This window comes from Salipiger mangrovisoli (assembly GCF_015223355.1).
In the GTDB taxonomy this organism is placed as follows: Bacteria; Pseudomonadota; Alphaproteobacteria; order Rhodobacterales; family Rhodobacteraceae; genus Salipiger; species Salipiger mangrovisoli.
This window is the reverse complement of record NZ_JADFFK010000018.1, coordinates 17446-38554: the sequence shown is the minus strand read 5'-3', so window position 1 is coordinate 38554 and position 21109 is coordinate 17446. Positions and strand designations below refer to the sequence as shown.

The following is a 21109-nucleotide window of genomic DNA, read 5'->3' as shown; positions in this document are numbered from 1 at the left end:
GGCGTTATTCCGCCGGCACCGCCAGATCGCTCTCGATTCCCAGCGGATGGGGAATCTTGTTGAGCATCTCGATCGGGCAGACCTGCACGAAGTTGGCCTTCTCGCTCTCCCAGTTCTGCAGGATGTCGAGTGCCTTGCGGCTGCCGGTTTCCGCAGCGTGGCGCTCGATCAGCCCTTTCAGCTCGGCCTCCCAGTGCTCTTCGGCCACCGGGCAGGTCACCAGGCTCTCCATGTTCATCAGATCCGGGGTCAGCCCTTCGGGATCATAGAGATAGGCCATGCCACCGGTCATGCCCGCGCCGAAGTTGGCGCCGATCGGGCCGAGGATCACCGCCGTTCCGCCGGTCATGTACTCGCAGCCGTTGGTGCCGCAGCCCTCGACCACCACCTTCGCGCCCGAGTTGCGGACCGCGAAGCGCTCGCCGGCCTTGCCGGCGGCGAAGAGATAGCCGTCGGTGGCGCCGTAGAGCACCGTGTTGCCGATGATCGTGTTGTTCGACGCGGTGAGCGGCGACATCATCGGCGGGCGCACCACGATGGTTCCACCCGACAGGCCCTTGCCGACGTAGTCGTTGGCATCGCCCGACACTTCCAGCTTCAGGCCCGGCGCCGCGAAAGCGCCCAGCGATTGGCCGGCCGAGCCGGTGAGCTTCACGTGCAGGTGGTCGGGCTGCAGCGCGTTGCGCATGCCGAACTTGCTGACGATATGGCTCGAGGTGCGCGTGCCCACGGTGCGGTGCGTGTTCTGCACCGCGTAGGAGAGCTGCATCTTCTCGCCGTCCTGCAGGAAGCGGCTGCCGTCGCGGACGATCTCGGCGTCGAGCGTGTCGGGCACCACGTTGCGCTCTTTCGAACGGTCGTAGACGATGTCGTCGGCGCCATCCACGCGGATCAGCAGCGGGTTGAGGTCGAGGTCATCGAGATGCTCGGCACCCCGGCTGACCTGGCTCAGCAGGTCGGCGCGGCCGATCACGTCGTTCAGCGAGCGCGCCCCGATGGAGGCGAGGATCTCGCGCACCTCGGTGGCGTAGAAGGTGATCAGGTTCACCACCTTCTCGGCATTGCCGGTGAACTTCGCGCGCAGATCCTCGTCCTGGGTGCAGACGCCCACCGGGCAGGTGTTCGACTGGCACTGGCGGACCATGATGCAGCCCATGGCGATCAGCGCGGCGGTGCCGATGCCGAACTCCTCGGCACCCAGCATCGCGGCCATGACAATGTCACGCCCGGTGCGCAGGCCGCCGTCGGTGCGCAGCGTCACGCGGTCGCGCAGCTTGTTCATCGCCAGCACCTGGTGCGCCTCGGTCAGGCCCATCTCCCACGGCAGACCCGCGTATTTGATCGAGGTCGCCGGCGAGGCGCCGGTGCCGCCGTTGTGGCCCGAGATCAGGATGATGTCGGCCTTCGCCTTGGCGACGCCCGCGGCGATGGTGCCGACGCCCGAAGAGGCCACCAGCTTCACCGTCACCTTGCAGCGCGGGTTGATCTGCTTGAGGTCGTAGATCAGCTGCGCCAGATCCTCGATCGAGTAGATGTCGTGGTGCGGCGGCGGCGAAATCAGCGTCACGCCCTCGGTCGAGTGGCGCAGACGGGCGATCAGCTTGGTCACCTTCATGCCGGGCAGCTGGCCGCCCTCGCCGGGCTTGGCACCCTGGGCGACCTTGATCTCGAGTTCCTCGCAGTGGTTCAGGTATTCGGCGGTGACGCCGAAGCGGCCCGAGGCCACCTGCTTGATCTTCGCCGAGGGGTTGTCGCCGTTCGGCTCGGGCACGAAGTGTGCCGGATCCTCGCCGCCCTCACCGCTGTCGGACTTCGCGCCGATGCGATTCATCGCGACGTTCAGCGTCTTGTGCGCCTCGGGCGAGAGTGCCCCCAGCGACATGCCAGGCGTCACGAAGCGCTTGCGGATCGAGGTGATGGATTCCACCTCTTCCAGCGGGATCGCCTCGCCGATGGGCTTGATGTCAAGAAGGTCGCGCAGGTGGATCGGCGGGTTGGCCCGCATCGCCTTGGAGTAGGTCTTCCACAGCTCGTAGCTCGACTTGTTGCAGGCCGCCTGCAGCAGGTGCATGTTCTGCGCGCCCCAGGCATGGGTCTCGCCGGACTTGCGGGCCTTGTAGAAGCCGCCGATCGGAAGCACGTCGCGGCCGCCCTTGAAGCCGAGCGCGTGGACCTCTTCGGCCTTCTGCTGGATGCCGTGCACGCCGATGCCCGAGATCCGCGACAGCATGCCGGGGAAATACTCGGCGCACATGGCGCGCGACAGGCCCACGGCCTCGAAGTTGAGACCGCCGCGGTAGGACGAGATCACCGAGATGCCCATCTTCGACATGATCTTCAGCAGGCCCTGGTCGATGGCCTCGCGGTAGCGCGCCACGGCCTCGGTCAGGCTGCCGTCGATCAGGCCGCGCGAGATGCGGTCGGCGATGCTGTCCTCGGCGAGGTAGGGGTTCACGATGGTCGCGCCGCAGCCCACGAGGACCGCGAAGTAGTGCGGATCGATGCATTCCGCCGAGCGCACACCCAGCGAGCAGAAGGTCCGCAGGCCCTTCTTGGTCAGCCAGCTGTGCACCGCCGAGGTGGCGAGGATCATCGGCATGGCGACCTTGCCATCGCCCTGGTGATGATCGGTCAGCACGATGTGGCCGCCGCCCGAGCGCACGGCGTCCTCGGCCTCGGCCCGGATGCGGGCCAGACCGTCGCGCAGCGCGCCCTCACCTGCGTCGGCGGGGAAGGTGCAGTCGATCTCGACCAGCCCCTGCGCGAAGTGCCGGGTCAGCTCCTCGAACTGCGCGTTGGCGACGAAGGGCGTGTCGAGAACCAGGATCTCGGTCTGCGCCGAGGACTCGTCGAGCACGTTCTTGAGGTTGCCGAAGCGGGTCTTCAGCGACATCACGCGATACTCGCGCAGCGAGTCGATCGGCGGGTTGGTCACCTGGCTGAAGTTCTGGCGGAAGAAGTGGCTCAGCGGCCGGTACTTCTTGGACAGGACCGCCGACGGGGTGTCGTCGCCCATCGAGGCGAGCATTTCCTTGCCGTCCTCGGCCATCGCCGAGAGCGACTGCTCGAGCTCTTCGATGCTGTAACCCGCCGCAATCTGGCGCTTGCGCAGCTCGGCCCCGGAGAACAGCGGCTTCTCGGTGACCTTCGACAGGCTGTCGTCCAGCTCGGTGATCTTGCCGACCCATTCGCCGAACGGCTGGCTCGACGCCAGGCGGTCCTTGATCTCGGTGTCGCGGTAGAGCTTGCCCTCTTCCATGTCGACGGCGATCATCTGGCCCGGCCCAAGCGCGCCTTTTTCACGCACGGTCGACTCGTCGACCGGCACCATGCCCGCCTCGGAACCGGCGATCAGCAGGCCGTCGCCGGTGACGACGTAGCGCATCGGGCGCAGGCCGTTGCGGTCGAGGCCGCCGCAGACCCAGCGGCCGTCGGTCATGGCCAGCGCCGCGGGGCCGTCCCAGGGCTCCATCACCGAGTTCACGTAGGAATACATGTCGAGCCAGGCCTGCGGCAGCTCCACCGCCTGCTTCGACCAGGCCTCGGGGATCAGCATGGTCTTGGCCATCGGCGCGTTGCGCCCGGCGCGGACCAGCACCTCGAACACCGCGTCGAGCGCGGCGGAGTCCGACGCCCCGGTCGCGATGATCGGCTTGATGTCCTCGGCCATCTCTCCGAAGGTCGCCGAGGCCATGCGGATCTCGTGCGACTTCATCCAGTTGGTGTTGCCCTTGATGGTGTTGATCTCGCCGTTGTGGGCAAGCATCCGGAAGGGCTGCGCCAGCCACCACTGCGGGAAGGTGTTGGTGGAATAGCGCTGGTGGTAGATCGCGAAGGCGGACTCGAAGCGCTCGTCCTGCAGGTCGGGGTAGAAGACGGCGACCTGCTCGGCCAGCATCATGCCCTTGTAGATGATCGACCGGCACGACAGCGAGGCGATGTAGAGCCCGTTGATGCCCGCGGCGGCCGCGGCCTTCTCGATGCGGCGGCGGATGACGTAGAGCTCGCGCTCGAAGGTTTCCTCGTCGATGCCCTTGGCGTTCGAGATCAGGATCTGCTCGATCTCGGGGCGCGTCGCGTTGGCCTTCTCGCCAAGGCACTCCACGCTCACCGGCACGTGGCGCCAGCCGTAGATGTAGTGGCCCATGCGCAGCACTTCGGTCTCGACGATGGTCCGGCAGGTTTCCTGCGCGGCGAAGTCGGTGCGCGGCAGGAAGACCTGGCCAACGGCCATCAGCTCTTCCTTGCGGGGCGCGTGGCCGGTGCGCTCGATCTGGTCATAGAAGAAGGAGACGGGGATTTGCACGTGAATGCCCGCGCCGTCGCCGGTCTTGCCGTCGGCGTCCACGGCACCTCGGTGCCAGATCGCCTTCAGCGCGGTGATGCCCGCTTCGACAACCTTGCGCGACGGTCTCCCGTCGATGGAGACAACAAGGCCGACACCGCAGGAAGAGTGCTCATGCTCTTCGCGGAACAGGCCGTTCTCCTCCATCCACTTGCGCTTGGCTTCCTCTGCGGCAACCCAGTTGGCGTCGAAAGTGGTCATGGCTTAGCACCTCCATGGAAGGCCGCCGGGGCGGCCGGGATACGTGGCTGGCGCGCGAGGCGCCGAATGAAATGGCGCGGGATCGCGCCGGAATTTGGTTTGCGGCTCAGGCGCCGCGGGTGTCTTCTGCGGCTCAGGCGCCGCTGACGTCCGCGCCGAATTTCTTCAGCGTCTCGGCGCGGGTGTACTTCGGATGCCCGCCGGTAAGCGCCCAGCTGTCGGGCTTCTCGTCGGCGAAGATCTCGCTCTTCATCTCGAAGCCGTTGCCGTCGTCCAGAAGCCCGAGGCAGACCTCGTATTCCCCTGCCCCGTCGACGCCCTTGTCGTAGCGGTACCAGAGCACCGAGCCGCAGGTGCCGCAGAAGTGGCGCGACGCCCAGTCCGAGCTGCGGAAGCTGCGGATCGCTCCGGCCCCCTCGATGGTGATCGCCGCCTCGGGCACGTTCACCGCGAAGAGCGCCGATCCGGCCCAGCGGCGACACTGCTCGCAATGGCAGACGCCGAAGCTGCCGAACTCGGTCACGGTGAAGCGCACCGCGCCGCAAAGGCATTGTCCGGTCTTCTGCGTCATGCACCGCTCCTTGATCTCGGCAAGGGTCGGCTGGGCCAACCGCGCCTCGGGCGTGAGGTTAAGGGGATGCCCGCCCCATGCCCGCGAGGGTGCAGGGGGCGGGCGCGAAGCCTTACTCGGCGGCGATGGCCGCGAGCTTTTCAAAGTCCTTCAGCACGTGCTCGGCGCAGTCGCGGCCGTCGCGGATCGCCCAGACCACCAGCGAGGCACCGCGCACGATGTCGCCCACGGCGTAGACGCCCGGAAGCGCGGTGCGGCCCGAGGTGAACTCGGCCTTCACCGTGCCCCAGCGGGTGACTTCCAGTTCGGGCGCGCCCCAAAGCGTCTGCAGATCCTCGGGCTCGAAGCCGAGCGCCTTGATCACCAGATCGGCGGGCTCTTCATAGTCGGCACCCTCGATCAGTTCGGGCGACTGGCGGCCGGTGGCGTCGGGCAGGCCGAGACGCATCTTCTGCACCATCACCGCCTCGACGGTCTCGTCGCCCTTGAAGCCCTTCGGCGCGGTCAGCCACTCGAACTGCACGCCTTCTTCCTCGGCGTTCGCGGTCTCGCGCTGCGAGCCGGGCATGTTGGCGCGGTCGCGGCGATAGAGGCACTTCACGCTCTCGGCGCCCTGACGGATCGCGGTGCGCAGGCAGTCCATGGCGGTGTCGCCGCCACCGATGACCACGACGCGCTTGCCCTTGGCATTGAGCTCGCCGCTTTCGAACTCGGGCACGCTGTCGCCAAAGTTGGCGGTGCGGTTCGAGGCGGTGAGATAGTCGATCGCCTTGACGATGCCCTTGGCGCCCGCGCCCGGACCACGCAGGTCGCGCGACTTGTAGACCCCGGTTGCGATGATCACCGCGTCATGCTGGTCGCGGATCTCGTCGAAGCTCATGTCCTGCCCGACGTTGCAGTTGAAGACGAAGCGCACGCCACCGTCCTCGAGCTGCTTGATGCGGCGCATGACCACGTCCTTCTCGAGCTTGAAGCCCGGAATGCCGTAGGTCAGCAGGCCGCCGCCACGGTCGTAGCGGTCATAGACAATGACCTGCACGCCGGCGCGGCGCAGCATGTCCGCCGCCGCAAGGCCACCCGGGCCCGCGCCGATGATGCCAACGCTCTCGGACCGCTCCACCGCGGGCGCGGCGGGCTTCACCCAGCCCTGCTCCCAGGCTGTGTCGGTGATGTATTTTTCGACAGACCCGATGGTCACAGTGCCGTGACCGGACTGCTCGATCACGCAGTTGCCTTCGCACAGGCGGTCCTGCGGGCAGATGCGACCGCAGATTTCCGGGAAGGTATTGGTGGCCTGGCTGATCTCGTAGGCTTCCTCCAGACGGCCGGTCGCGGTGAGGTTCAGCCAGTCGGGGATGTTGTTGTGCAGAGGACAATGGGACTGGCAGTAGGGCACACCGCACTGGCTGCAGCGGCTCGCCTGCTCCTCGGCCTTGGCCTTTGCGAACTCAGCATAAATTTCGTCGAAGTCGTGGCTGCGGACGGAGGCCTCCCGCTTCTCGGGCATGTCGCGCTCGATCTTCACGAATTTCAGCATGGGTTGCTTTGCCATGATGCCTTGTCTCCAAGCAAATCAATCGGTCGGGCTTCCTTACTTAAAGTCGAAAAGGAATAAAAGTCATACATACTGACCTATATTGATAAAAATTTGTCCCTCCCCCGGTCAAGGGGGACGATTTGGCCAAAAATTAGGTCCGATAACGGACCAATTTCGCTCTTTCCCCCTGAAAACCAAGGACCTATAGCAAAAGGGCTTTCATTCTCGGAGACCAGCTTACATGCCCCTGTCTCAACTGATTATTCTAGCTCTCATCCAAGGCATCACCGAGTTTCTCCCGATTTCCTCCTCCGGTCACCTGATTCTCCTCCCAGGACTCACCGGCATGGCGGACCAGGGACAGGTGATTGACGTGGCGGTTCACGTCGGAACGCTCTTTGCCGTGGTGCTCTACTTCTGGAAGGACGTACACGAGGGACTCGCGGGCATCCCGCGGATGCTGACCGGAAAGATCGACACGCCCGGCTCGAAACTGGCCTTCCTCCTCGCGGTCGCAACGATCCCGGTGATCCTCGTCGGGCTGATCCTGAACCTAACGGGGCTGTCGGACATGCTGCGTTCGGTGGCGGTGATCGGCTGGACCATGCTGATCTTCGGCATCGTCCTGTGGTGGGCCGACCAGAAGGGCCCCGAGGTGAAGACCGAGAAGGACTGGACCCTCGCCGACGCCATCAAGCTTGGCCTCTGGCAGGCCGTGGCGCTGATCCCCGGCACCTCGCGCTCGGGCATCACGATCACCGGCGCGCGTCAACTTGGCTACAAGCGCCATGACGCCGCGAAGATCTCGATGCTGATGTCGATTCCGACGATCTTTGCCTCTGGCGTCCTGCTCGGGGCAGAGGTGATCGGCAGCGCCGACGCGCAGGCCGCAAAAGACGGGGCCATCGCCGCAGGCTTCGCTTTCGTCTCCGCCCTGCTCGCCCTCACCCTGATGATGCGGCTGCTGCGTTCGGTCAGCTTCACGCCCTACGTCATCTATCGGGTGATCCTGGGGGTGATCCTGCTGGTCATCGCCTACAGCTGACCCGGCCCTGAAAAGATAGGGCCCCGGAGTTCGGGGAAACTCCGGGGCCGTTGATCTGCCCGGGACCGGCGGGGGAGCCGGCAGGGACAGTAGAAGGGCAGTCAACCTCGCTCGTCTTCACAGCTGCGCGACGGTGCGATAATTGCAGCTAAATCAGGGATTTCGGTGTTTGCAACGCAGGGTTTGCATTCGCGCGGATTCCCGCCGCAGGCGAGTCGGCCTAACGGCAAGATCCCGCCGACGCGAAAACTTACACAAATTCAAATGCGGTGGTACGGGCTGCCCGCCAGGATGGATGCGGCGCGATAGAGCTGCTCGGACAGCATGACCCGCACCAGCATGTGCGGCCAGACCATCTGGCCGAAACTAAGGGCCATGTCCGCCTCGGCCCGCAGCGACGGATCGATGCCATCGGCCCCGCCGATCACGAAGGCCAGATCGCCCGTGCCGGCATCGCGGATCTCGCCAAGCTGCCGCGCGAAGTCGGGCGAGCTCATCAGCTTGCCACGCTCGTCGAGGACGCAGAGCCGAGCCCCCGAGGGAATCGCCTTGCGCAGCAGCGCAGCTTCCGCCGCCATGCCCCCGCCCTTGCGGTCCTCGACCTCCAAGAGCGTGACCGGACCCAGCCCCAGCGCCCGCCCCGTGCGGTCGAAGCGCTTGAGGTAATCGTCAATAAGATCGCGCTCGGGGCCAAACCGCAGCCGGCCCACGACGCAGAGATGCACGCGCATGTACGCTCCCGGTCAGCTCGGGCTCTGGGTGACCTTGCCCAGCGGCATCCACATCTTCTCGAGCTGGTAGAAGTCTCGGACTTCGGGGCGGAACACGTGGACGATCACGTCGCCCGCGTCGATCAGCACCCAGTCGCCGGTCTCCTCGCCCTCGGTCTTGCACAGGACGCCCAGCTCGTGTTTCAGATCCTCGGCGAGCTTCTGTGCGATCGAGGCCACCTGCCGCGAGGAACGTCCCGAGCAGATCACCATGTGGTCGCAGACGGAGGTCTTGCCGCGCAGGTCGATCTGCACGGTTTCTTCCGCCTTGTTGTCGTCGAGAGATTTGAGGACAGCGGCAAGGACACCCTCGCTCGTGACCTCGGTGTGGGTGAGCCCCGTCATGGGCATCCCCGCATCAGCGGCACCAGCCGCATCGGCAGTAAGTGACAGGACATTGTCCTCCTTCATGGCACGCGCCGAATGTGACCCCGGCGCCGGGCCCTTATAAGATAGCATCGGAGAGGGCTTTTCTCAACGTTGCGGCGAAAGATCGCCCCTTATCCGGGACAGCAGGCTGATTCAACGCCTAAAACGGTGGGGCGCGACAAGGCGCCCCACGGGAGTCGGCCCCTGCATGGCCGGCGCGTCACGCGCCCCAGGGGATCCAGACGGTCTGCACCTCGGTCGACGCCTCGAGGAAAGCCTCGCCCTCCCCGGCCGCCGACATCCAGTCGCGCGACTTGCCGTCGTTGACCCAAGTGCGCTTCAGGTTGCCCGCCGCGCCGGTCTCGATGGCTTTCGACAGGTCGGACGACGAGAAGCTCCAGACCGCCTCGACATCCATGTGGCTGGCGAGCACCGGCGCCAGCTCCTCATGCGGGCCGGTGAGGATATTGACCACCCCGCCCGGCAGGTCCGAGGTGTCGAGCACCTGGTAGAAATCCGTCGCCGCCAGCGGGAAGGGCTCCGAGGCGACCAGCAGCGCGCGGTTGCCCATGGCGATCGCCGGCGCCATGACCGAGACCAGCCCCAGCAGCGGCGCCTCGTCCGCGCAGAAGGCACCGATGACGCCGGTGGGCCGGCGCAACGACAGCGCGGTGCCGCGCAGCGGCACGGGTTTCACCGCGCCCTCGTACTTGTCGGCCCAGGCGGCATAGGTGAAGAGCCGGTCGACCGAGGCCTCGACCTCTGCCGCACCGGTCTTGCCGCCGGTCATCGCGTCGATCCGCGCCGCAAACTCCTTCGCCCGCGCCTGCAGGTTCTCGGCGATGTAGTAGATCACCTGCGCGCGGTTGTGCGCCGTGGCCGAGGACCAGCCCGAAGCGCCCCGCGCCGCCTCGACGGCGTTGCGGATGTCCTTGCGCGACGAGATCGGCGCCTGCCCCAGCAACTTGCCCTTCTTGTCGTAGATGTTCTGCGCGTAGCCGCCATCGGGCCGCGCCTGCTTGCCGCCGATGTAGAGCTTGGCGGTGCGGTCCACGTCCTGCGGCTCGGCGGTCTCGCCCGCAAAGGCCTCGACCTTCTTGAGCGCCTTGGCCTTGCCCGCGGAACGGGTGTAGGCCGCGAGCCCCTCCCAGCCGCCCTCACGGCCGAAGCCGCTCTCGCGCAGCCCGCCAAAGGGCGCCGCCGCGTCGAACATGTTGCTGCCGTTGACCCAGACCACCCCGGCCTCGAGCTTCGGAGCCACGTCGAGCGCGGTGTTGATGTTCTCGGACCAGACCGAGGCGGCGAGCCCGTAGCGGGTGTTGTTGGCAATCTGCACCGCCTCGTCCGGGGTGCGGAAGGTGGTCGAGACCAGCACCGGGCCGAAGATCTCCTCCTGCATCAGCAGCGATGCGGGCGAGAGCCCCGTGACCAGCGTCGGCGCGATGAAGCAGCCCTCGGGCGCGGCGCAGCCGGTGTAGACCTCACCCTCGCCAGCGGCCTTTTGCATCAGCGCCTCGATCCGGGACTTCTGCTCGGGATCGACGATGGCGCCGATGTCGATGCACTTGTCGAGCGGATCGCCAAGGCGCAGCTTGTCCATCCGCGCCTTGAGCTTGTCGTGGAAGCGCTCGGCGATGCCTTCCTGCACCAAGAGGCGCGAGCCCGCGCAGCAGACCTGCCCCTGGTTGAACCAGATCGCATCCACAAGCCCCTCGACCGCGCTGTCGAGATCGGCATCCTCGAAGACCACATAGGCCGACTTGCCGCCCAGCTCGAGCGTCAGCGACTTGCCGCTCCCGGCGGTGGCGGCGCGGATCTTCCGGCCCACCTCGGTCGAGCCGGTGAAGGCGATCTTGTCGACCTCGGCCCCGGTGATCATCTCGCCGACCGCGCCATCGCCGGTGACGATGTTGACCACGCCCTTCGGCAGCCCCGCCTGCTGGCACAGATCGGCAAGACAGAGCGCAGTGAGCGAGGTCCATTCGGCGGGCTTCAGCACCACGGTGTTGCCCATGGCCAGCGCCGGGGCGATCTTCCAGGCCAGCATCAGCAGCGGGAAGTTCCACGGCACGATCTGCCCGCAGACGCCCAGCGGCTCCTGCCCCGGCAGTTCCGCGTCCATCAGCTGCGCGCAGCCCGCGTGGTAGTAGAAATGCCGCGCCACGAGCGGCACGTCGATATCCCGGCTCTCGCGGATCGGTTTGCCGTTGTCGAGCGTCTCCAGCACCGCCAGCAGCCGCGAATGCTTCTGCACCAGCCGCGCCAGCGCGTAGAGGAAGCGCGCGCGCCCCTTGCCGCCCAGCTTCGCCCAGGCCGGCTGCGCCGCGCGCGCGGCCTTCACCGCCGCATCGACATCGCCCTGAGTCGCCTGCGTCACCTCGGCCAGCACCTCGCCGGTGGCGGGGTTGCGGCTCTCGAAGGTCGCGCCCGGCTTGGTGAACCCACCATCGATGAAGCAGCCGAAGCGCGAGCCCTGGTCGACGATCCAGGTCAGCGCATCCGCGGCGCTCTCGGGCGAGGGTCCATAATCCATGCTCTCGAAGATCTCTTTCACGCTCATGTCCGTCGTCTCCAGTTCCGCAGATGCGCCATCAGCTCGTGGCGTGGCGCCAGGAGGCCGAATAGGCCCCGGTCACATGGTGTTCGAGCTGCCGCTCGATGTCGCCCAGCAGCGAGGAGGCGCCGAAGCGGTAGAGGTCCGGCCGCAGCCAGCGGTCGCCGAGCTCCTCCTTGACCAGCGCGAGGTAGGTCACCGCGTCCTTGGCCTTCGAGATGCCGCCCGCGGGCTTGTAGCCGACGCGGTAGCCCGTTTCCTCGTAGAACTCGCGGATTGCCCGCATCATCACGAGGCTCACCGGCAGCGTGGCGTTGACGCTCTCCTTGCCGGTCGAGGTCTTGATGAAATCGGCGCCCGCCATCATGCAGACCATCGAGGCCCGTGCCACGTTCTGCAGCGTGCCCAGCTCGCCTGTGGCGAGGATCGCCTTGACGTGCGCCTCGCCGCAGGCCTCGCGGAACGCGCGCATCTCGTCGTAGAGCGCCTGCCAGTCGCCGGTCAGCACATGGCGGCGCGAGATGACGATGTCGATCTCCCGCGCACCGGCCTTCACGCTCTCGGTGATCTCGGCGACGCGCAGGGGAAAGGGCGAGAGCCCCGCCGGGAAGCCGGTCGAAACCGCCGCCACCGGAATGCCGCTGCCCTCCAGCGCCGCGACGGCAGGGGCGATCATGTCGTGGTAGACGCAGACCGCGCCCACGGTCAGCCCCTCGAGCCCCAGCGCCTCGAGGATGTCCGCCCGCACCGGCTGGCGCGCCTTGGCGCAGAGCCGCGCCACGCGGCCCGGCGTGTCGTCGCCCGCCAAGGTTGTCAGGTCGATGCAGGAGATCGCCCTGGCGAGCCAGGCCGCCTGGTAGTCCTTCTTCACCGAGCGCCGCCCCGGCAGCGACGCGGCCCGCCGCTCGATCGCCGAGCGGTTGGCGGTGCAGCGCATCACCCGGTCCATGTCGAGTGGCATGCCGGGATTGCGCGGCTCGTGGAGCTGCGGCAGCAGGCTGGTTTCGGATCGGCTCATCGTCTCGGTCATCACTGGAGTCCTCCGGCGGGAAGGGTCGCACGGCCCCCGCGCTTCGGCAAGCGGGCCAGCCCTGCGGATACGCGGCAAAGCCCCGTTCAGCAAGCGACTCCTCGGCAGATGGGGACCGGTGGCAAGCCGCCGCGCCCTGCCCCCGCGTCATCGCGCATGGAACCGTCCCGACCGCGTATTTGGAAAGAGAAGAAGCAGAGCGTCGCGCCCTGCCCCTTCTTCTCTTTCCAAATACGCAAATCCGGCGCGCGCCAGCGGCGAGGCGGCCAGGCGGGCGGGCGCCGGAACCGTCTTGCAAATCCGGGCTCCTGCCGGGAAAGCTGGCCCCGAAAGAGGAGACAGCCATGATCGCCATCATCTTCGAGGTCATCCCCGCGGAGGGCCGCAAGGACCAGTACCTCGACATCGCCGCCGCCATGCGGCCCATGGTCGAGGAGGTCGAGGGTTTCATCTCGGTCGAGCGCTTCCAGAGCCTCACCAATCCCGAGAAACTGCTCTCGCTCAGCTTCTTCGAGGACGAGGCGGCCGTGCAGCGCTGGCGGACCCTTGCCGCGCATCGCGGCGCACAGAAGGCCGGGCGCGAGGGCATCTTCGCCGGCTACCGGCTGCGGGTGTGCCAGGTGCTGCGCGACTACGGCATGGAGGAGCGCGCCGAGGCGCCGCAGGACAGCCTCGCCGAGCATGGCTGAAATGCGAAACGCGGGCCCGGGGGCCCGCGTTCGAAACTCATGCCGCCATGCACCGGCGGAGGGGGCTCAGCAGCCCGCCTTGATGATCGCCTCGGCGAGGATCGGCACGGTGGTCTTGTTCAGCCCCGCGATGTTCAGCCGCGAGTCGCCGACCATGTAGATGCCGTGGTCGCGGCGCATGGTCTCGACCTGCTCCGGCGTCGCGCCGAGGCGCGAGAACATGCCGCGGTGCTGGGCGATGAAGCCGAAGCGGTCCGAGCCCGACAGGCGCTGCAGTTCGGAGGCCAGCTGCTCGCGCAGGCCCAGCATCGACAGCCGCACCTCTTCCAGTTCCGCCGCCCAGTCGGCGCGCAGCTCGGGGTCGGTCAGCACCATGGTCACCAGCCGCGCGCCGTGGTCCGGCGGGAAGGAGTAGTTCTGGCGGTTGAGGTAGTTCAGCGTGCCCTGGTTCAGCTTCTTGGCCGAGGCATCCTGGCTGACGGCCATCAGCAGGCCGGTGCGCTCGCGGTAGATGCCGAAGTTCTTCGAGCAGGAGGCGGCGATCAGGCACTCGGGCACCGAGGACGCGACGAGGCGCACGCCGGCGGCGTCTTCCTCGAGACCGTCGCCGAAGCCCTGGTAGGCGATGTCGATCATCGGCGTGCCCTGCTTTTCCAGCAGCAGCTCGGTCACGGCCTTCCACTGCGAGATGTTCAGGTTCGCACCGGTGGGGTTGTGGCAGCAACCATGCAGCAGCACCACGTCGCCGGGCAGCACCTGGTGCAGGTCGGCGATCATGCCGACGAAGTCGACGCCGCGGGTCTCGTTGTCGAAGTAGCGGTAGGGAACGACCTCGAGCCCCATGTGCTTGAGGATCGACAGGTGGTTGGGCCAGGTCGGATCCGAGACGAAGACGCGCGCCTTAGGGTTGGCCATCTTGATCATGTCGAAGGCCTGGCGCACGGCGCCGGTGCCGCCGGGGGTTGCGGCGGCCGCCACGTTCTCGGCCGGGACCGCGTCACCCAGCACCAGCTTGCCCAGGGCCTCGGCAAAGGCCGGATCGCCCGCGAGACCGGTATAGGACTTGGTGGTCTCACTCTCCCAGAGCTGCTTTTCCGCCGCCTTGATGGCGCGCATGACCGGCGTGTTGCCGCTGGCGTCCTTGTAGACGCCGACGCCGAGGTCGACCTTCTGCGTGCGCGGGTCTTCCTTGAAGGCCTGCATCAGCATCAGGATCTTGTCGGCGGGTTGCTCTTTCAGAGTCTCGAACATTAGTCCTCTCCGGTGGCGACGGGCAGCGTGGGGAATTGCCCCCACTCGGTCCAGGACCCGTCATAAAGGGCGTGGTCGGTCTTGCCGAGGCGGGTCAGGGCAAGGCTCAGGATCGCGGCGGTGACGCCGGATCCGCAGCTGGTGATCGCGGGCTTGCCCAGGTCCACCCCCGCCGCCTCGAAGGCGGCGCGCAGCGCCTCGGGGGCCTTCATCGTCTGGTCAGGGTTGAGCAGCGTGCCGAAGGGCACGTTCTTCGAGCCGGGGATATGCCCCGAGCGCAGGCCAGCACGCGGCTCGGGCACCTCGCCGCGGAAGCGGGCGGGGGCGCGGGCGTCGAGGATCTCGTGGTCGCGCAGCTTCGAGGCGGCGGACACCTGCGTCACGTCCTTCACCAGGTGGTTCTGGCGACGCACCATCATATGGCGGTCGCGGATCACCGGCGGCAGGTCCTCGACCTCGCGCCCCTCCGCCTGCCATTTGGGCAGGCCGCCGTCGAGCACCGCGATGTCGTCATGGCCCATCAGCTTGAACAGCCACCAGACGCGGGCGGCGGAGAAGAGACCGGTGCCGTCGTAGACAACGATCTGATGGCCGTCGCCGACACCGAGGGCGCGCATCCGGGACATGAACTTGTCCACCGGCGGAACCATATGCGGCAGCTCCGAGCGCAGGTCGGAGATCTCGTCGATGTCGAAGAACCGCGCGCCGGGGATATGGGCAGACTCGTATTCGGCCTTGGGATCGCGGCCCGAACCCGGCATGTACCAGCTCGCGTCGAGCAGGCGCAGATCGGGATCCTTCAGGTGGCGCGCCAGCCAGTCGGTGGACACGAGCGTCTTGGGGTCGTCACTAGCCATCACCTCTCCCCGGGGCAGTCAGCATCGCCTCGTCTCTAAGGTGCCCGTTCCGGACTCGCAAGGGTGGGATCACGACGGCGGGCCAACCCGGCTCAGCCGCGCTCCTTGAGCAGGCGCTGCTTCTGGCGGTTCCAGTCGCGCTTGGCCTCGGTCTCGCGCTTGTCGTGGTTCTGCTTGCCCTTGGCGATGCCGATCTTCAGCTTCACCGCACCCTTGTGGTTGAAATACATGACCAGCGGCACGATCGTCATGCCCTTGCGCTGGGTCTCGTTCCACAGGCGCGAAAGCTCCTTCTTCGAGACCAGCAGCTTGCGGCGGCGGCGCTCCTCATGCGGGAACATCGCGCGGGTGTAGGGGGCGATGTAGGAGTTGACCAGCCACAGCTCGCTCTCTTCCACCGCCGCGTAACTCTCGGCGATGTTCGAACTGTTCTCGCGCAGGCTTTTGACCTCCGAGCCGGTCAGCACGATGCCGCATTCGATATCGTCCTCGATCGCGTAATCGAAGCGCGCACGCCGGTTCTCGGCGATGATCTTGTAGTTGGGGTCGGACTTCTGCTTGGCCATGATGGCTGCACATAGGGGTTGAGGGGCGTCCTGTCCATATGGTGCCGGACAATTGGAACGCTGCCCCGCGCGCCAATGGCGCGCCTCTGGCAATTCGGGTCGGCATCTTGAGGGGGCTCTGCCCCCGAGCCGCTGCGCGGCTCTCCCCCGGGATATTTGGACCTAAAAGAAAACGCGGCGGTTGGCCGTCGGGGCTTTCTTCTAGGAACAAATATCCCCGCCGGAGGCATCCGGACTCTCGGTCCGCGGCAGGCGGGGGCGGGGACACGGCGGCACCACATGTTCTTGCTCCTTTTTTCAGCGGTGCTAACACGGAAGCCAGGGCGCGCGTCCCGGCACGGGGCTTTGCAGTTCCGCCCGGCCCGCGGCACCAGTATCGACAGGAGACCACCCCATGCCAGAGGACCGGCAGATGCAGCGCTATCCCCGCAACATGATCGGCCACGGCCCCGACCGCCCCGACGCGCAATGGCCGGGCGGCGCGAAGATCGCCGTGCAGTTCGTGCTCAACTACGAGGAGGGCGGCGAGAATTGCGTGCTGCACGGGGACGCGGCCTCGGAGGCCTTCCTGTCGGACATCGCCGGCGCGGCGCAATGGCCGGGACAGCGCCACTGGAACATGGAGTCGATCTACGAGTACGGCGCCCGCGCCGGCTTCTGGCGACTGCATCGCCTCTTCACTGGCTACGACATCCCGCTCACCATCTACGGCGTCGCCACCGCGCTTGCGCGCTCGCCCGAGCAGGTCGAGGCGATGAAGGACGCCGGCTGGGAGATTGCCTCGCACGGCCTCAAGTGGGTCGAGCACAAGGACATGCCCGAGGCCGAGGAGCGCGCCGCCATCGCCGAGGCGATCCGCCTGCACACCGAGGTCGTGGGCACGCCGCCGCGCGGCTGGTACACCGGGCGCTGCAGCGCCAACACCGTGCGTCTGGTCGCCGAGACCGAGGCCATGGACTACGTCTCGGACACCTATGACGACGACCTGCCCTACTGGATTGAGGTGGCGGGCCGCGACCAGCTGATCATTCCCTACACGCTCGAGGCCAACGACATGCGCTTCGCCACCTCGCCCGGCTGGATCGAGGGCGAGATGTTCTTCACTTACCTCAAGGATGCCTTCGACACGCTGATCGTCGAGGGCGAGGCGGGCAAGCCGGCGATGATGTCGGTCGGCCTGCACTGCCGGCTGATCGGCCGACCGGGCAAGATGGCGGGGTTGAAGCGCTTCCTCGACTACATCGGCGGCTTCGAGGGGGTCTGGACCCCGACCCGGCTGCAGATCGCCGAGCATTGGGCAAAGACCCATCCGCCGAAGAAGGGCCCGCGCCCGTCGACCATGGACCGCGAAACCTTTGTCGGCACTTTCGGCGGCATCGTCGAGCATTCACCCTGGGTCGCCGAGCGCGCCTTCGAGCTGGAACTGGGCGCGGCGCATGACCGGCCCGCCGGTCTGGCCAATGCGCTCGCCCGCGTGCTGCGCACCGCCAGCCGCGAGGAACGGCTGGGCGTGCTGCAGGCTCACCCCGATCTTGCCGGCAAGCTGGTCGAGGCGAAGCGACTGACCGAGGACAGCACCGCCGAGCAGGCCAGCGCCGGGCTCGACGCGCTGACCGACCCCGAGCGCGCGCGCTTCACCGAGCTCAACGCCGCCTACGTCGAGAAGCACGGTTTCCCGTTCATCATCGCGGTGCGCGACCATGACAAGGCCGGCATCCTCGCCGCCTTCGAGCGGCGCATCGCAAACGACACCGAAACCGAGTTCGCCGAGGCCTGCCGCCAGGTCGAACGCATCGCCCGCCTGCGGCTGGAGGCCCTGCTGTGAGCATCATGGACAGCCCTCGCAGCTACGCCTTCCCGCCCGCCGGCATGCCCCCGCGCGAGGACAACCCGCAGGGCGCGGCGGTCTTCACCACCGCCTATGCCTTCATCCCCGCCGGAACGATGCGCGACATCGTCAGCTCGCTGCTGCCGGGTTGGCAGCAGACCCGCGCCTGGATCATCGCCAAGCCGCTCTCGGGCTTCGCCGAGAGTTTCGCGCAATACGCGGTCGAGCTGGCACAGGGCGGCGGCAGCGACGCGCCCGAGCCGGATCCGCAGGCGCAGGCGGCGCTGCTGATCACCGGGGGCAGCGCACGGCTGACGGTTGGCGGCAAGGAGCACGATCTGCGTGCGGGCCACGTGGTCTACCTGCCGCCGAGCTCGGGCTGGACGCTGTGGAACAGCGGCGACGCCCCCTGCCGGTTCCACTGGATCCGCAAGCGCTGGGAGGCGGCGCCGGGCATCTCGGTGCCGCCGGTGATCATCACCCATGACGACGAGGTCCCGGTGAACTGGATGCCCGGCTGCGACCAGCTCTGGGGCACCCAGCGCTTTTTCGATCCGGCAGACATCCGCCATGATTTCCACGCCAATATCGTCACCTTCGGCAAGGGCGGGCGCATCCCCTTTGCCGAGACCCACGTGATGGAGCACGGGCTCTACGTGCTGGAGGGGCGCGCGAAGTACCTGCTCAACCAGGACTGGGTCGAGGTCGGGCCCGGCGATTTCATGTGGCTGCGCGCCTTCTGCCCGCAGGCCTGCATCGTCGACGAGAGCGCGCGCTTCCGCTACCTGCTCTACAAGGACGTCAACCGCCACGTCTCGCTGGCCCCGGTGGGAGCGGCGCGATGAGGCAGATCACGACAAGGCCGCTGACCGCCGAAGCCTTCGCGCCCTTCGGCGAGGTGCTCGAGGTCACGGGCGCGCCCGACAAGATCATCAACCAGGGGCTCTGCGGGCGACATCACGACCGCGCCGCGATGGACTTCGGGCCGGAGGGGCGGGCGGGCATCAGTCTTTTCGACGCCGAGCCGCGCGCTCTGCCCTACAGGCTGGAGCTGGTGGAGCGGCACCCCGAGGGCTCGCAGGCCTTCCTGCCGATGCACCGCAACGAGTGGCTGGTGATCGTCGCGGAACCCGGCCCGGGCGCGAACGCGGTGCCGGGCGAGGTGCATGCCTTCCTCGCGGCGCCGGGACAGGGGATCAACTTCCACCGCGGCACCTGGCACGGGGTGCTGACACCGCTGCACGCGCCGGGGCTCTTTGCCGTGGTGGACCGCATCGGGCAGACGCCCAATCTTGAAGAGCACTGGTTGACGGAACCGCTGCTGATCACCCGGCCCTGAGGGGGAGACCCCAGGAACACCCCCGCGCAGACGCCCGGCAGAGGCGGCGGGTCATCTCATAATCACGACGTGACACCGACGAGGGAGACTATGGAATGACTGACGCAACCGCCCCCAAGGGCCATCCGATCGGCACGCCCGAAGAGCTGATCAACCCCGACTACATGCCGCCGCTCGGCAAGGCGGTGCCGCTGGGTCTGCAGCACGTGCTGGCGATGTTCGCCTCGAACGTCACCCCGGCGATCATCATCGCCGGGGCGGCGGGCTTCGGCTACGGCTCGAACAGCCCCGACTTTCCCAACATGATCTACATGATCCAGATGGTGATGCTGTTCGCCGGCATCGCCACGCTGTTCCAGACCATCGGTTTCGGCCCGGTGGGGGCGCGGCTGCCGATCGTGCAGGGCACGTCTTTTGCCTTCCTGCCGGTGATGATCCCGGCGGTGGCGGGACAGGGCGTTGCGGGCATGGCCGGGCTGATGACCGGCATCGTGATCGGCGGACTCTTCCACTTCTGCCTCGGTTTCATCGTCACCCGGATCCGCCATGCCCTGCCGCCGCTGGTCACCGGGCTGATCGTGCTGATGATCGGCCTCGCGCTGCTGAAGGTGGGCATCCAGTACGCCGCGGGCGGCGTGCCGAAGCTGGGCACGCCGGAGTTCGGCAGCCTCGCCATGTGGCTGCCGGCGCTGGTGGTGATCCTCGTGACGCTCGGGGTGAAGTTCTTCACCCGCGGGCTTCTGGCGCTCTCGGCGGTGCTGGTGGGGCTCGTCGCGGGCTATCTCGTGGCGCTCGCCATGGGGCAGGTCAGCTTCGGCAATGTCGCCAGCGCGCCGGTCTTCGAGCTACCCATGCCGTTCCGCTGGGGCATCGAGATCAACCCGGCGATCATCCTCGGCATGTGCTTCATGGCGGTCATCTCGGCGATCGAGACCGTGGGCGACGTCTCGGGCATCACCAAGGGCGGTGCCGGACGCGAGGCGACCGACCGCGAGGTTGGCGGCGCGACCTTCGCCGACGGGCTCGGCACCGCGGTGGCCGGGATCTTCGGCGGGCTGCCCAACACCTCGTTCAGCCAGAACGTCGGGCTGATTTCGATGACCGGCGTGATGAGCCGCCACGTGGTGACCATCGGCGCGCTCTTCCTGATTGTCTGCGGGCTGGTGCCGAAGGTCGGCGCGGCCGTCTCGACCGTACCGATCAACGTCCTGGGTGGCGGCGTCATCGTGATGTTCGGCATGGTCTGCGCGGCGGGGGTCAACATGCTGTCCGAGGTGGTCTGGAACCGCCGCAACATGGTGATCTTCGCGATCTCGCTCTCGGTCGGCTTCGGCTTGCAGCTCGAACCGAGCGCCTTGCAGCACCTGCCCCAAACGGCACAGGTGCTGCTGACTTCCGGGCTGCTGCCGGCGGCGGGTCTGTCGATCCTGCTCAACCTGCTGCTGCCCGAGGACCTTCACTGATCACCGGGACCGACCCCGGTCGGCGCGCTCAGTCGCGCCGGCCGTCGTGGCCCCAGCCCCGCGCCCAGTCGCCGTGCCGGTTGTCATGCCGGTCGCCATGCCAGTCATCGTGGCGACCTTGGCCCTGCCCCGCACCGCGGCCGACAACGCGCCAGCCCGCCTTCTGCAGACACTCGGCCGAGAACACCCGCTCCTTGTCCTTGCCGATGCGGATTTTCTTGCTGCATCGGTCGGGAAGCGCCTCGGTGCGGACCGCGGCGTCGCGCAGGCACGCGCGCTGCATCACTTGCCCCCGCTCGCCGCGCACGTCACGCAGGCAAGACGCCGGCAGGACGCCCTGCGGACCGCCATGAGAGGGCTGCCCCGCCTGCGCCGGACGGCCCTCGAAGGTATAGGGCCGCGGCAGGTAGGGTGCCGGGTCGCGGTTGCGCCAAGCGAGCTCTTGCGCCGCCGCCTGCTGCGCCTTCTTTTTCTCCTTCTCCTTCCTGTCCCGTTCGCGGTCTTCCGCGCGCGCGTCGCTCACCGCCTTGCCGATCATGTAGACGAGGGCGGCACCGCCGAGGACCTTGGCGACGTCCTTCGCCTCTGCGGCGCGCGTCGGGGCGGCGCTGAAGCCTGTGACCACAAGCGAGGCGGCGAGCACGGCGGCGATGAACTTTCTGGACATGGGCTGTCTCCTTCGGGAATGGATGGG

17 protein-coding genes are annotated in these 21109 nt (G+C 67.4%); 6 read left to right on the top strand and 11 right to left on the bottom strand.

The window, feature by feature from the left end:
- Positions 1–4 precede the first annotated feature (4 nt).
- The 3 genes from gltB to IQ782_RS20830 all read right to left on the bottom strand — a co-directional run bounded on the left by gltB (position 5) and on the right by IQ782_RS20830 (position 6669).
- Entirely contained in the window at positions 5–4546 is a 4542-nt protein-coding gene (gene gltB, locus IQ782_RS20840; RefSeq protein ID WP_194136602.1) for a glutamate synthase large subunit, read from the bottom strand.
- 133 nt (positions 4547–4679) lie between these two features.
- Positions 4680–5117: a GFA family protein gene (locus IQ782_RS20835; RefSeq protein WP_194136601.1), complete on the bottom strand. Its 438-nt coding sequence runs from the start codon at positions 5115–5117 to the stop codon at positions 4680–4682.
- Positions 5118–5229: 112 nt separating this feature from the next.
- A complete protein-coding gene (locus IQ782_RS20830) occupies positions 5230–6669 on the bottom strand; it encodes an NAD(P)-dependent oxidoreductase (RefSeq protein ID WP_194136600.1) in 1440 nt (479 codons plus the stop codon).
- A 226-nt stretch (positions 6670–6895) separates the two neighbouring features.
- On the opposite strand from IQ782_RS20830, the gene IQ782_RS20825 reads away from it, so the two are divergent.
- Positions 6896–7699, top strand: a complete 804-nt coding sequence (locus IQ782_RS20825; protein WP_194136599.1) for an undecaprenyl-diphosphate phosphatase — start codon at positions 6896–6898, stop codon at positions 7697–7699.
- A 260-nt stretch (positions 7700–7959) separates the two neighbouring features.
- Here the strand turns inward: IQ782_RS20825 and rlmH are convergent, their stop codons facing one another.
- From rlmH to deoC, 4 genes are all read right to left on the bottom strand, one after another.
- Positions 7960–8430 carry a 23S rRNA (pseudouridine(1915)-N(3))-methyltransferase RlmH gene (gene rlmH, locus IQ782_RS20820; protein ID WP_194136598.1) on the bottom strand — a complete coding sequence of 157 codons (471 nt, stop codon included), beginning with the start codon at positions 8428–8430 and terminating at the stop codon, positions 7960–7962.
- Positions 8431–8442: 12 nt separating this feature from the next.
- Positions 8443–8814, bottom strand: a complete 372-nt coding sequence (gene rsfS / locus IQ782_RS20815; protein ID WP_240989449.1) for a ribosome silencing factor — start codon at positions 8812–8814, stop codon at positions 8443–8445.
- A 244-nt stretch (positions 8815–9058) separates the two neighbouring features.
- Positions 9059–11398, bottom strand: a complete 2340-nt coding sequence (locus IQ782_RS20810; RefSeq protein ID WP_194136596.1) for an aldehyde dehydrogenase family protein — start codon at positions 11396–11398, stop codon at positions 9059–9061.
- A 31-nt stretch (positions 11399–11429) separates the two neighbouring features.
- On the bottom strand, positions 11430–12422 hold the full coding sequence (gene deoC, locus IQ782_RS20805; protein ID WP_194136595.1) for a deoxyribose-phosphate aldolase: 993 nt from the start codon (positions 12420–12422) through the stop codon (positions 11430–11432).
- Positions 12423–12766: 344 nt separating this feature from the next.
- On the opposite strand from deoC, the gene IQ782_RS20800 reads away from it, so the two are divergent.
- Positions 12767–13111, top strand: coding sequence for an antibiotic biosynthesis monooxygenase family protein (locus tag IQ782_RS20800; protein ID WP_194136594.1), 345 nt, complete (start codon positions 12767–12769; stop codon positions 13109–13111).
- Positions 13112–13177: 66 nt separating this feature from the next.
- Here IQ782_RS20800 and IQ782_RS20795 read toward each other — a convergent pair whose 3' ends face one another.
- From IQ782_RS20795 to smpB, 3 genes are all read right to left on the bottom strand, one after another.
- On the bottom strand, positions 13178–14362 hold the full coding sequence (locus tag IQ782_RS20795; RefSeq protein WP_194136593.1) for an amino acid aminotransferase: 1185 nt from the start codon (positions 14360–14362) through the stop codon (positions 13178–13180).
- Complete coding sequence (gene sseA / locus IQ782_RS20790) at positions 14362–15219, bottom strand: 3-mercaptopyruvate sulfurtransferase (RefSeq protein ID WP_194136592.1); 858 nt, start codon at positions 15217–15219, stop codon at positions 14362–14364. The genes IQ782_RS20795 and sseA overlap by 1 nt, the downstream gene beginning before the upstream one ends.
- A gap of 92 nt (positions 15220–15311) precedes the next feature.
- Positions 15312–15785, bottom strand: coding sequence for an SsrA-binding protein SmpB (gene smpB, locus IQ782_RS20785; protein WP_194136591.1), 474 nt, complete (start codon positions 15783–15785; stop codon positions 15312–15314).
- A gap of 412 nt (positions 15786–16197) precedes the next feature.
- Here smpB and puuE point away from each other — a divergent pair, with 412 nt between their 5' ends.
- From puuE to IQ782_RS20765, 4 genes are all read left to right on the top strand, one after another.
- Positions 16198–17610 (top strand): allantoinase PuuE, encoded by a 1413-nt coding sequence (gene puuE / locus IQ782_RS20780; protein ID WP_194136686.1) that lies wholly within the window; start codon positions 16198–16200, stop codon positions 17608–17610.
- A gap of 5 nt (positions 17611–17615) precedes the next feature.
- Entirely contained in the window at positions 17616–18458 is an 843-nt protein-coding gene (locus IQ782_RS20775; RefSeq protein ID WP_194136685.1) for a bifunctional allantoicase/(S)-ureidoglycine aminohydrolase, read from the top strand.
- Positions 18455–18952 carry an ureidoglycolate lyase gene (locus tag IQ782_RS20770; protein WP_194136590.1) on the top strand — a complete coding sequence of 166 codons (498 nt, stop codon included), beginning with the start codon at positions 18455–18457 and terminating at the stop codon, positions 18950–18952. Before IQ782_RS20775 ends, IQ782_RS20770 begins: the two co-directional genes overlap by 4 nt.
- Before the next feature lie 95 nt (positions 18953–19047).
- On the top strand, positions 19048–20415 hold the full coding sequence (locus IQ782_RS20765) for a uracil-xanthine permease family protein (protein ID WP_194136589.1): 1368 nt from the start codon (positions 19048–19050) through the stop codon (positions 20413–20415).
- A gap of 28 nt (positions 20416–20443) precedes the next feature.
- Here the strand turns inward: IQ782_RS20765 and IQ782_RS20760 are convergent, their stop codons facing one another.
- Entirely contained in the window at positions 20444–21082 is a 639-nt protein-coding gene (locus tag IQ782_RS20760) for a hypothetical protein (RefSeq protein WP_194136588.1), read from the bottom strand.
- Positions 21083–21109 lie beyond the last annotated feature (27 nt).

Bases quoted from the DNA above. Each gene is read 5' to 3' on its own strand.
- gltB (WP_194136602.1), bottom strand. From the start codon at position 4,546: ATGACCACTTTCGACGCCAACTGGGTTGCCGCAGAGGAAGCCAAGCGC.
- IQ782_RS20835 (WP_194136601.1), bottom strand. From the start codon at position 5,117: ATGACGCAGAAGACCGGACAATGCCTTTGCGGCGCGGTGCGCTTCACC.
- IQ782_RS20830 (WP_194136600.1), bottom strand. From the start codon at position 6,669: ATGGCAAAGCAACCCATGCTGAAATTCGTGAAGATCGAGCGCGACATG.
- IQ782_RS20825 (WP_194136599.1), top strand. From the start codon at position 6,896: ATGCCCCTGTCTCAACTGATTATTCTAGCTCTCATCCAAGGCATCACC.
- rlmH (WP_194136598.1), bottom strand. From the start codon at position 8,430: ATGCGCGTGCATCTCTGCGTCGTGGGCCGGCTGCGGTTTGGCCCCGAG.
- rsfS (WP_240989449.1), bottom strand. From the start codon at position 8,814: ATGACGGGGCTCACCCACACCGAGGTCACGAGCGAGGGTGTCCTTGCC.
- IQ782_RS20810 (WP_194136596.1), bottom strand. From the start codon at position 11,398: ATGAGCGTGAAAGAGATCTTCGAGAGCATGGATTATGGACCCTCGCCC.
- deoC (WP_194136595.1), bottom strand. From the start codon at position 12,422: ATGACCGAGACGATGAGCCGATCCGAAACCAGCCTGCTGCCGCAGCTC.
- IQ782_RS20800 (WP_194136594.1), top strand. From the start codon at position 12,767: ATGATCGCCATCATCTTCGAGGTCATCCCCGCGGAGGGCCGCAAGGAC.
- IQ782_RS20795 (WP_194136593.1), bottom strand. From the start codon at position 14,362: ATGTTCGAGACTCTGAAAGAGCAACCCGCCGACAAGATCCTGATGCTG.
- sseA (WP_194136592.1), bottom strand. From the start codon at position 15,219: ATGGCTAGTGACGACCCCAAGACGCTCGTGTCCACCGACTGGCTGGCG.
- smpB (WP_194136591.1), bottom strand. From the start codon at position 15,785: ATGGCCAAGCAGAAGTCCGACCCCAACTACAAGATCATCGCCGAGAAC.
- puuE (WP_194136686.1), top strand. From the start codon at position 16,198: ATGCAGCGCTATCCCCGCAACATGATCGGCCACGGCCCCGACCGCCCC.
- IQ782_RS20775 (WP_194136685.1), top strand. From the start codon at position 17,616: ATGGACAGCCCTCGCAGCTACGCCTTCCCGCCCGCCGGCATGCCCCCG.
- IQ782_RS20770 (WP_194136590.1), top strand. From the start codon at position 18,455: ATGAGGCAGATCACGACAAGGCCGCTGACCGCCGAAGCCTTCGCGCCC.
- IQ782_RS20765 (WP_194136589.1), top strand. From the start codon at position 19,048: ATGACTGACGCAACCGCCCCCAAGGGCCATCCGATCGGCACGCCCGAA.
- IQ782_RS20760 (WP_194136588.1), bottom strand. From the start codon at position 21,082: ATGTCCAGAAAGTTCATCGCCGCCGTGCTCGCCGCCTCGCTTGTGGTC.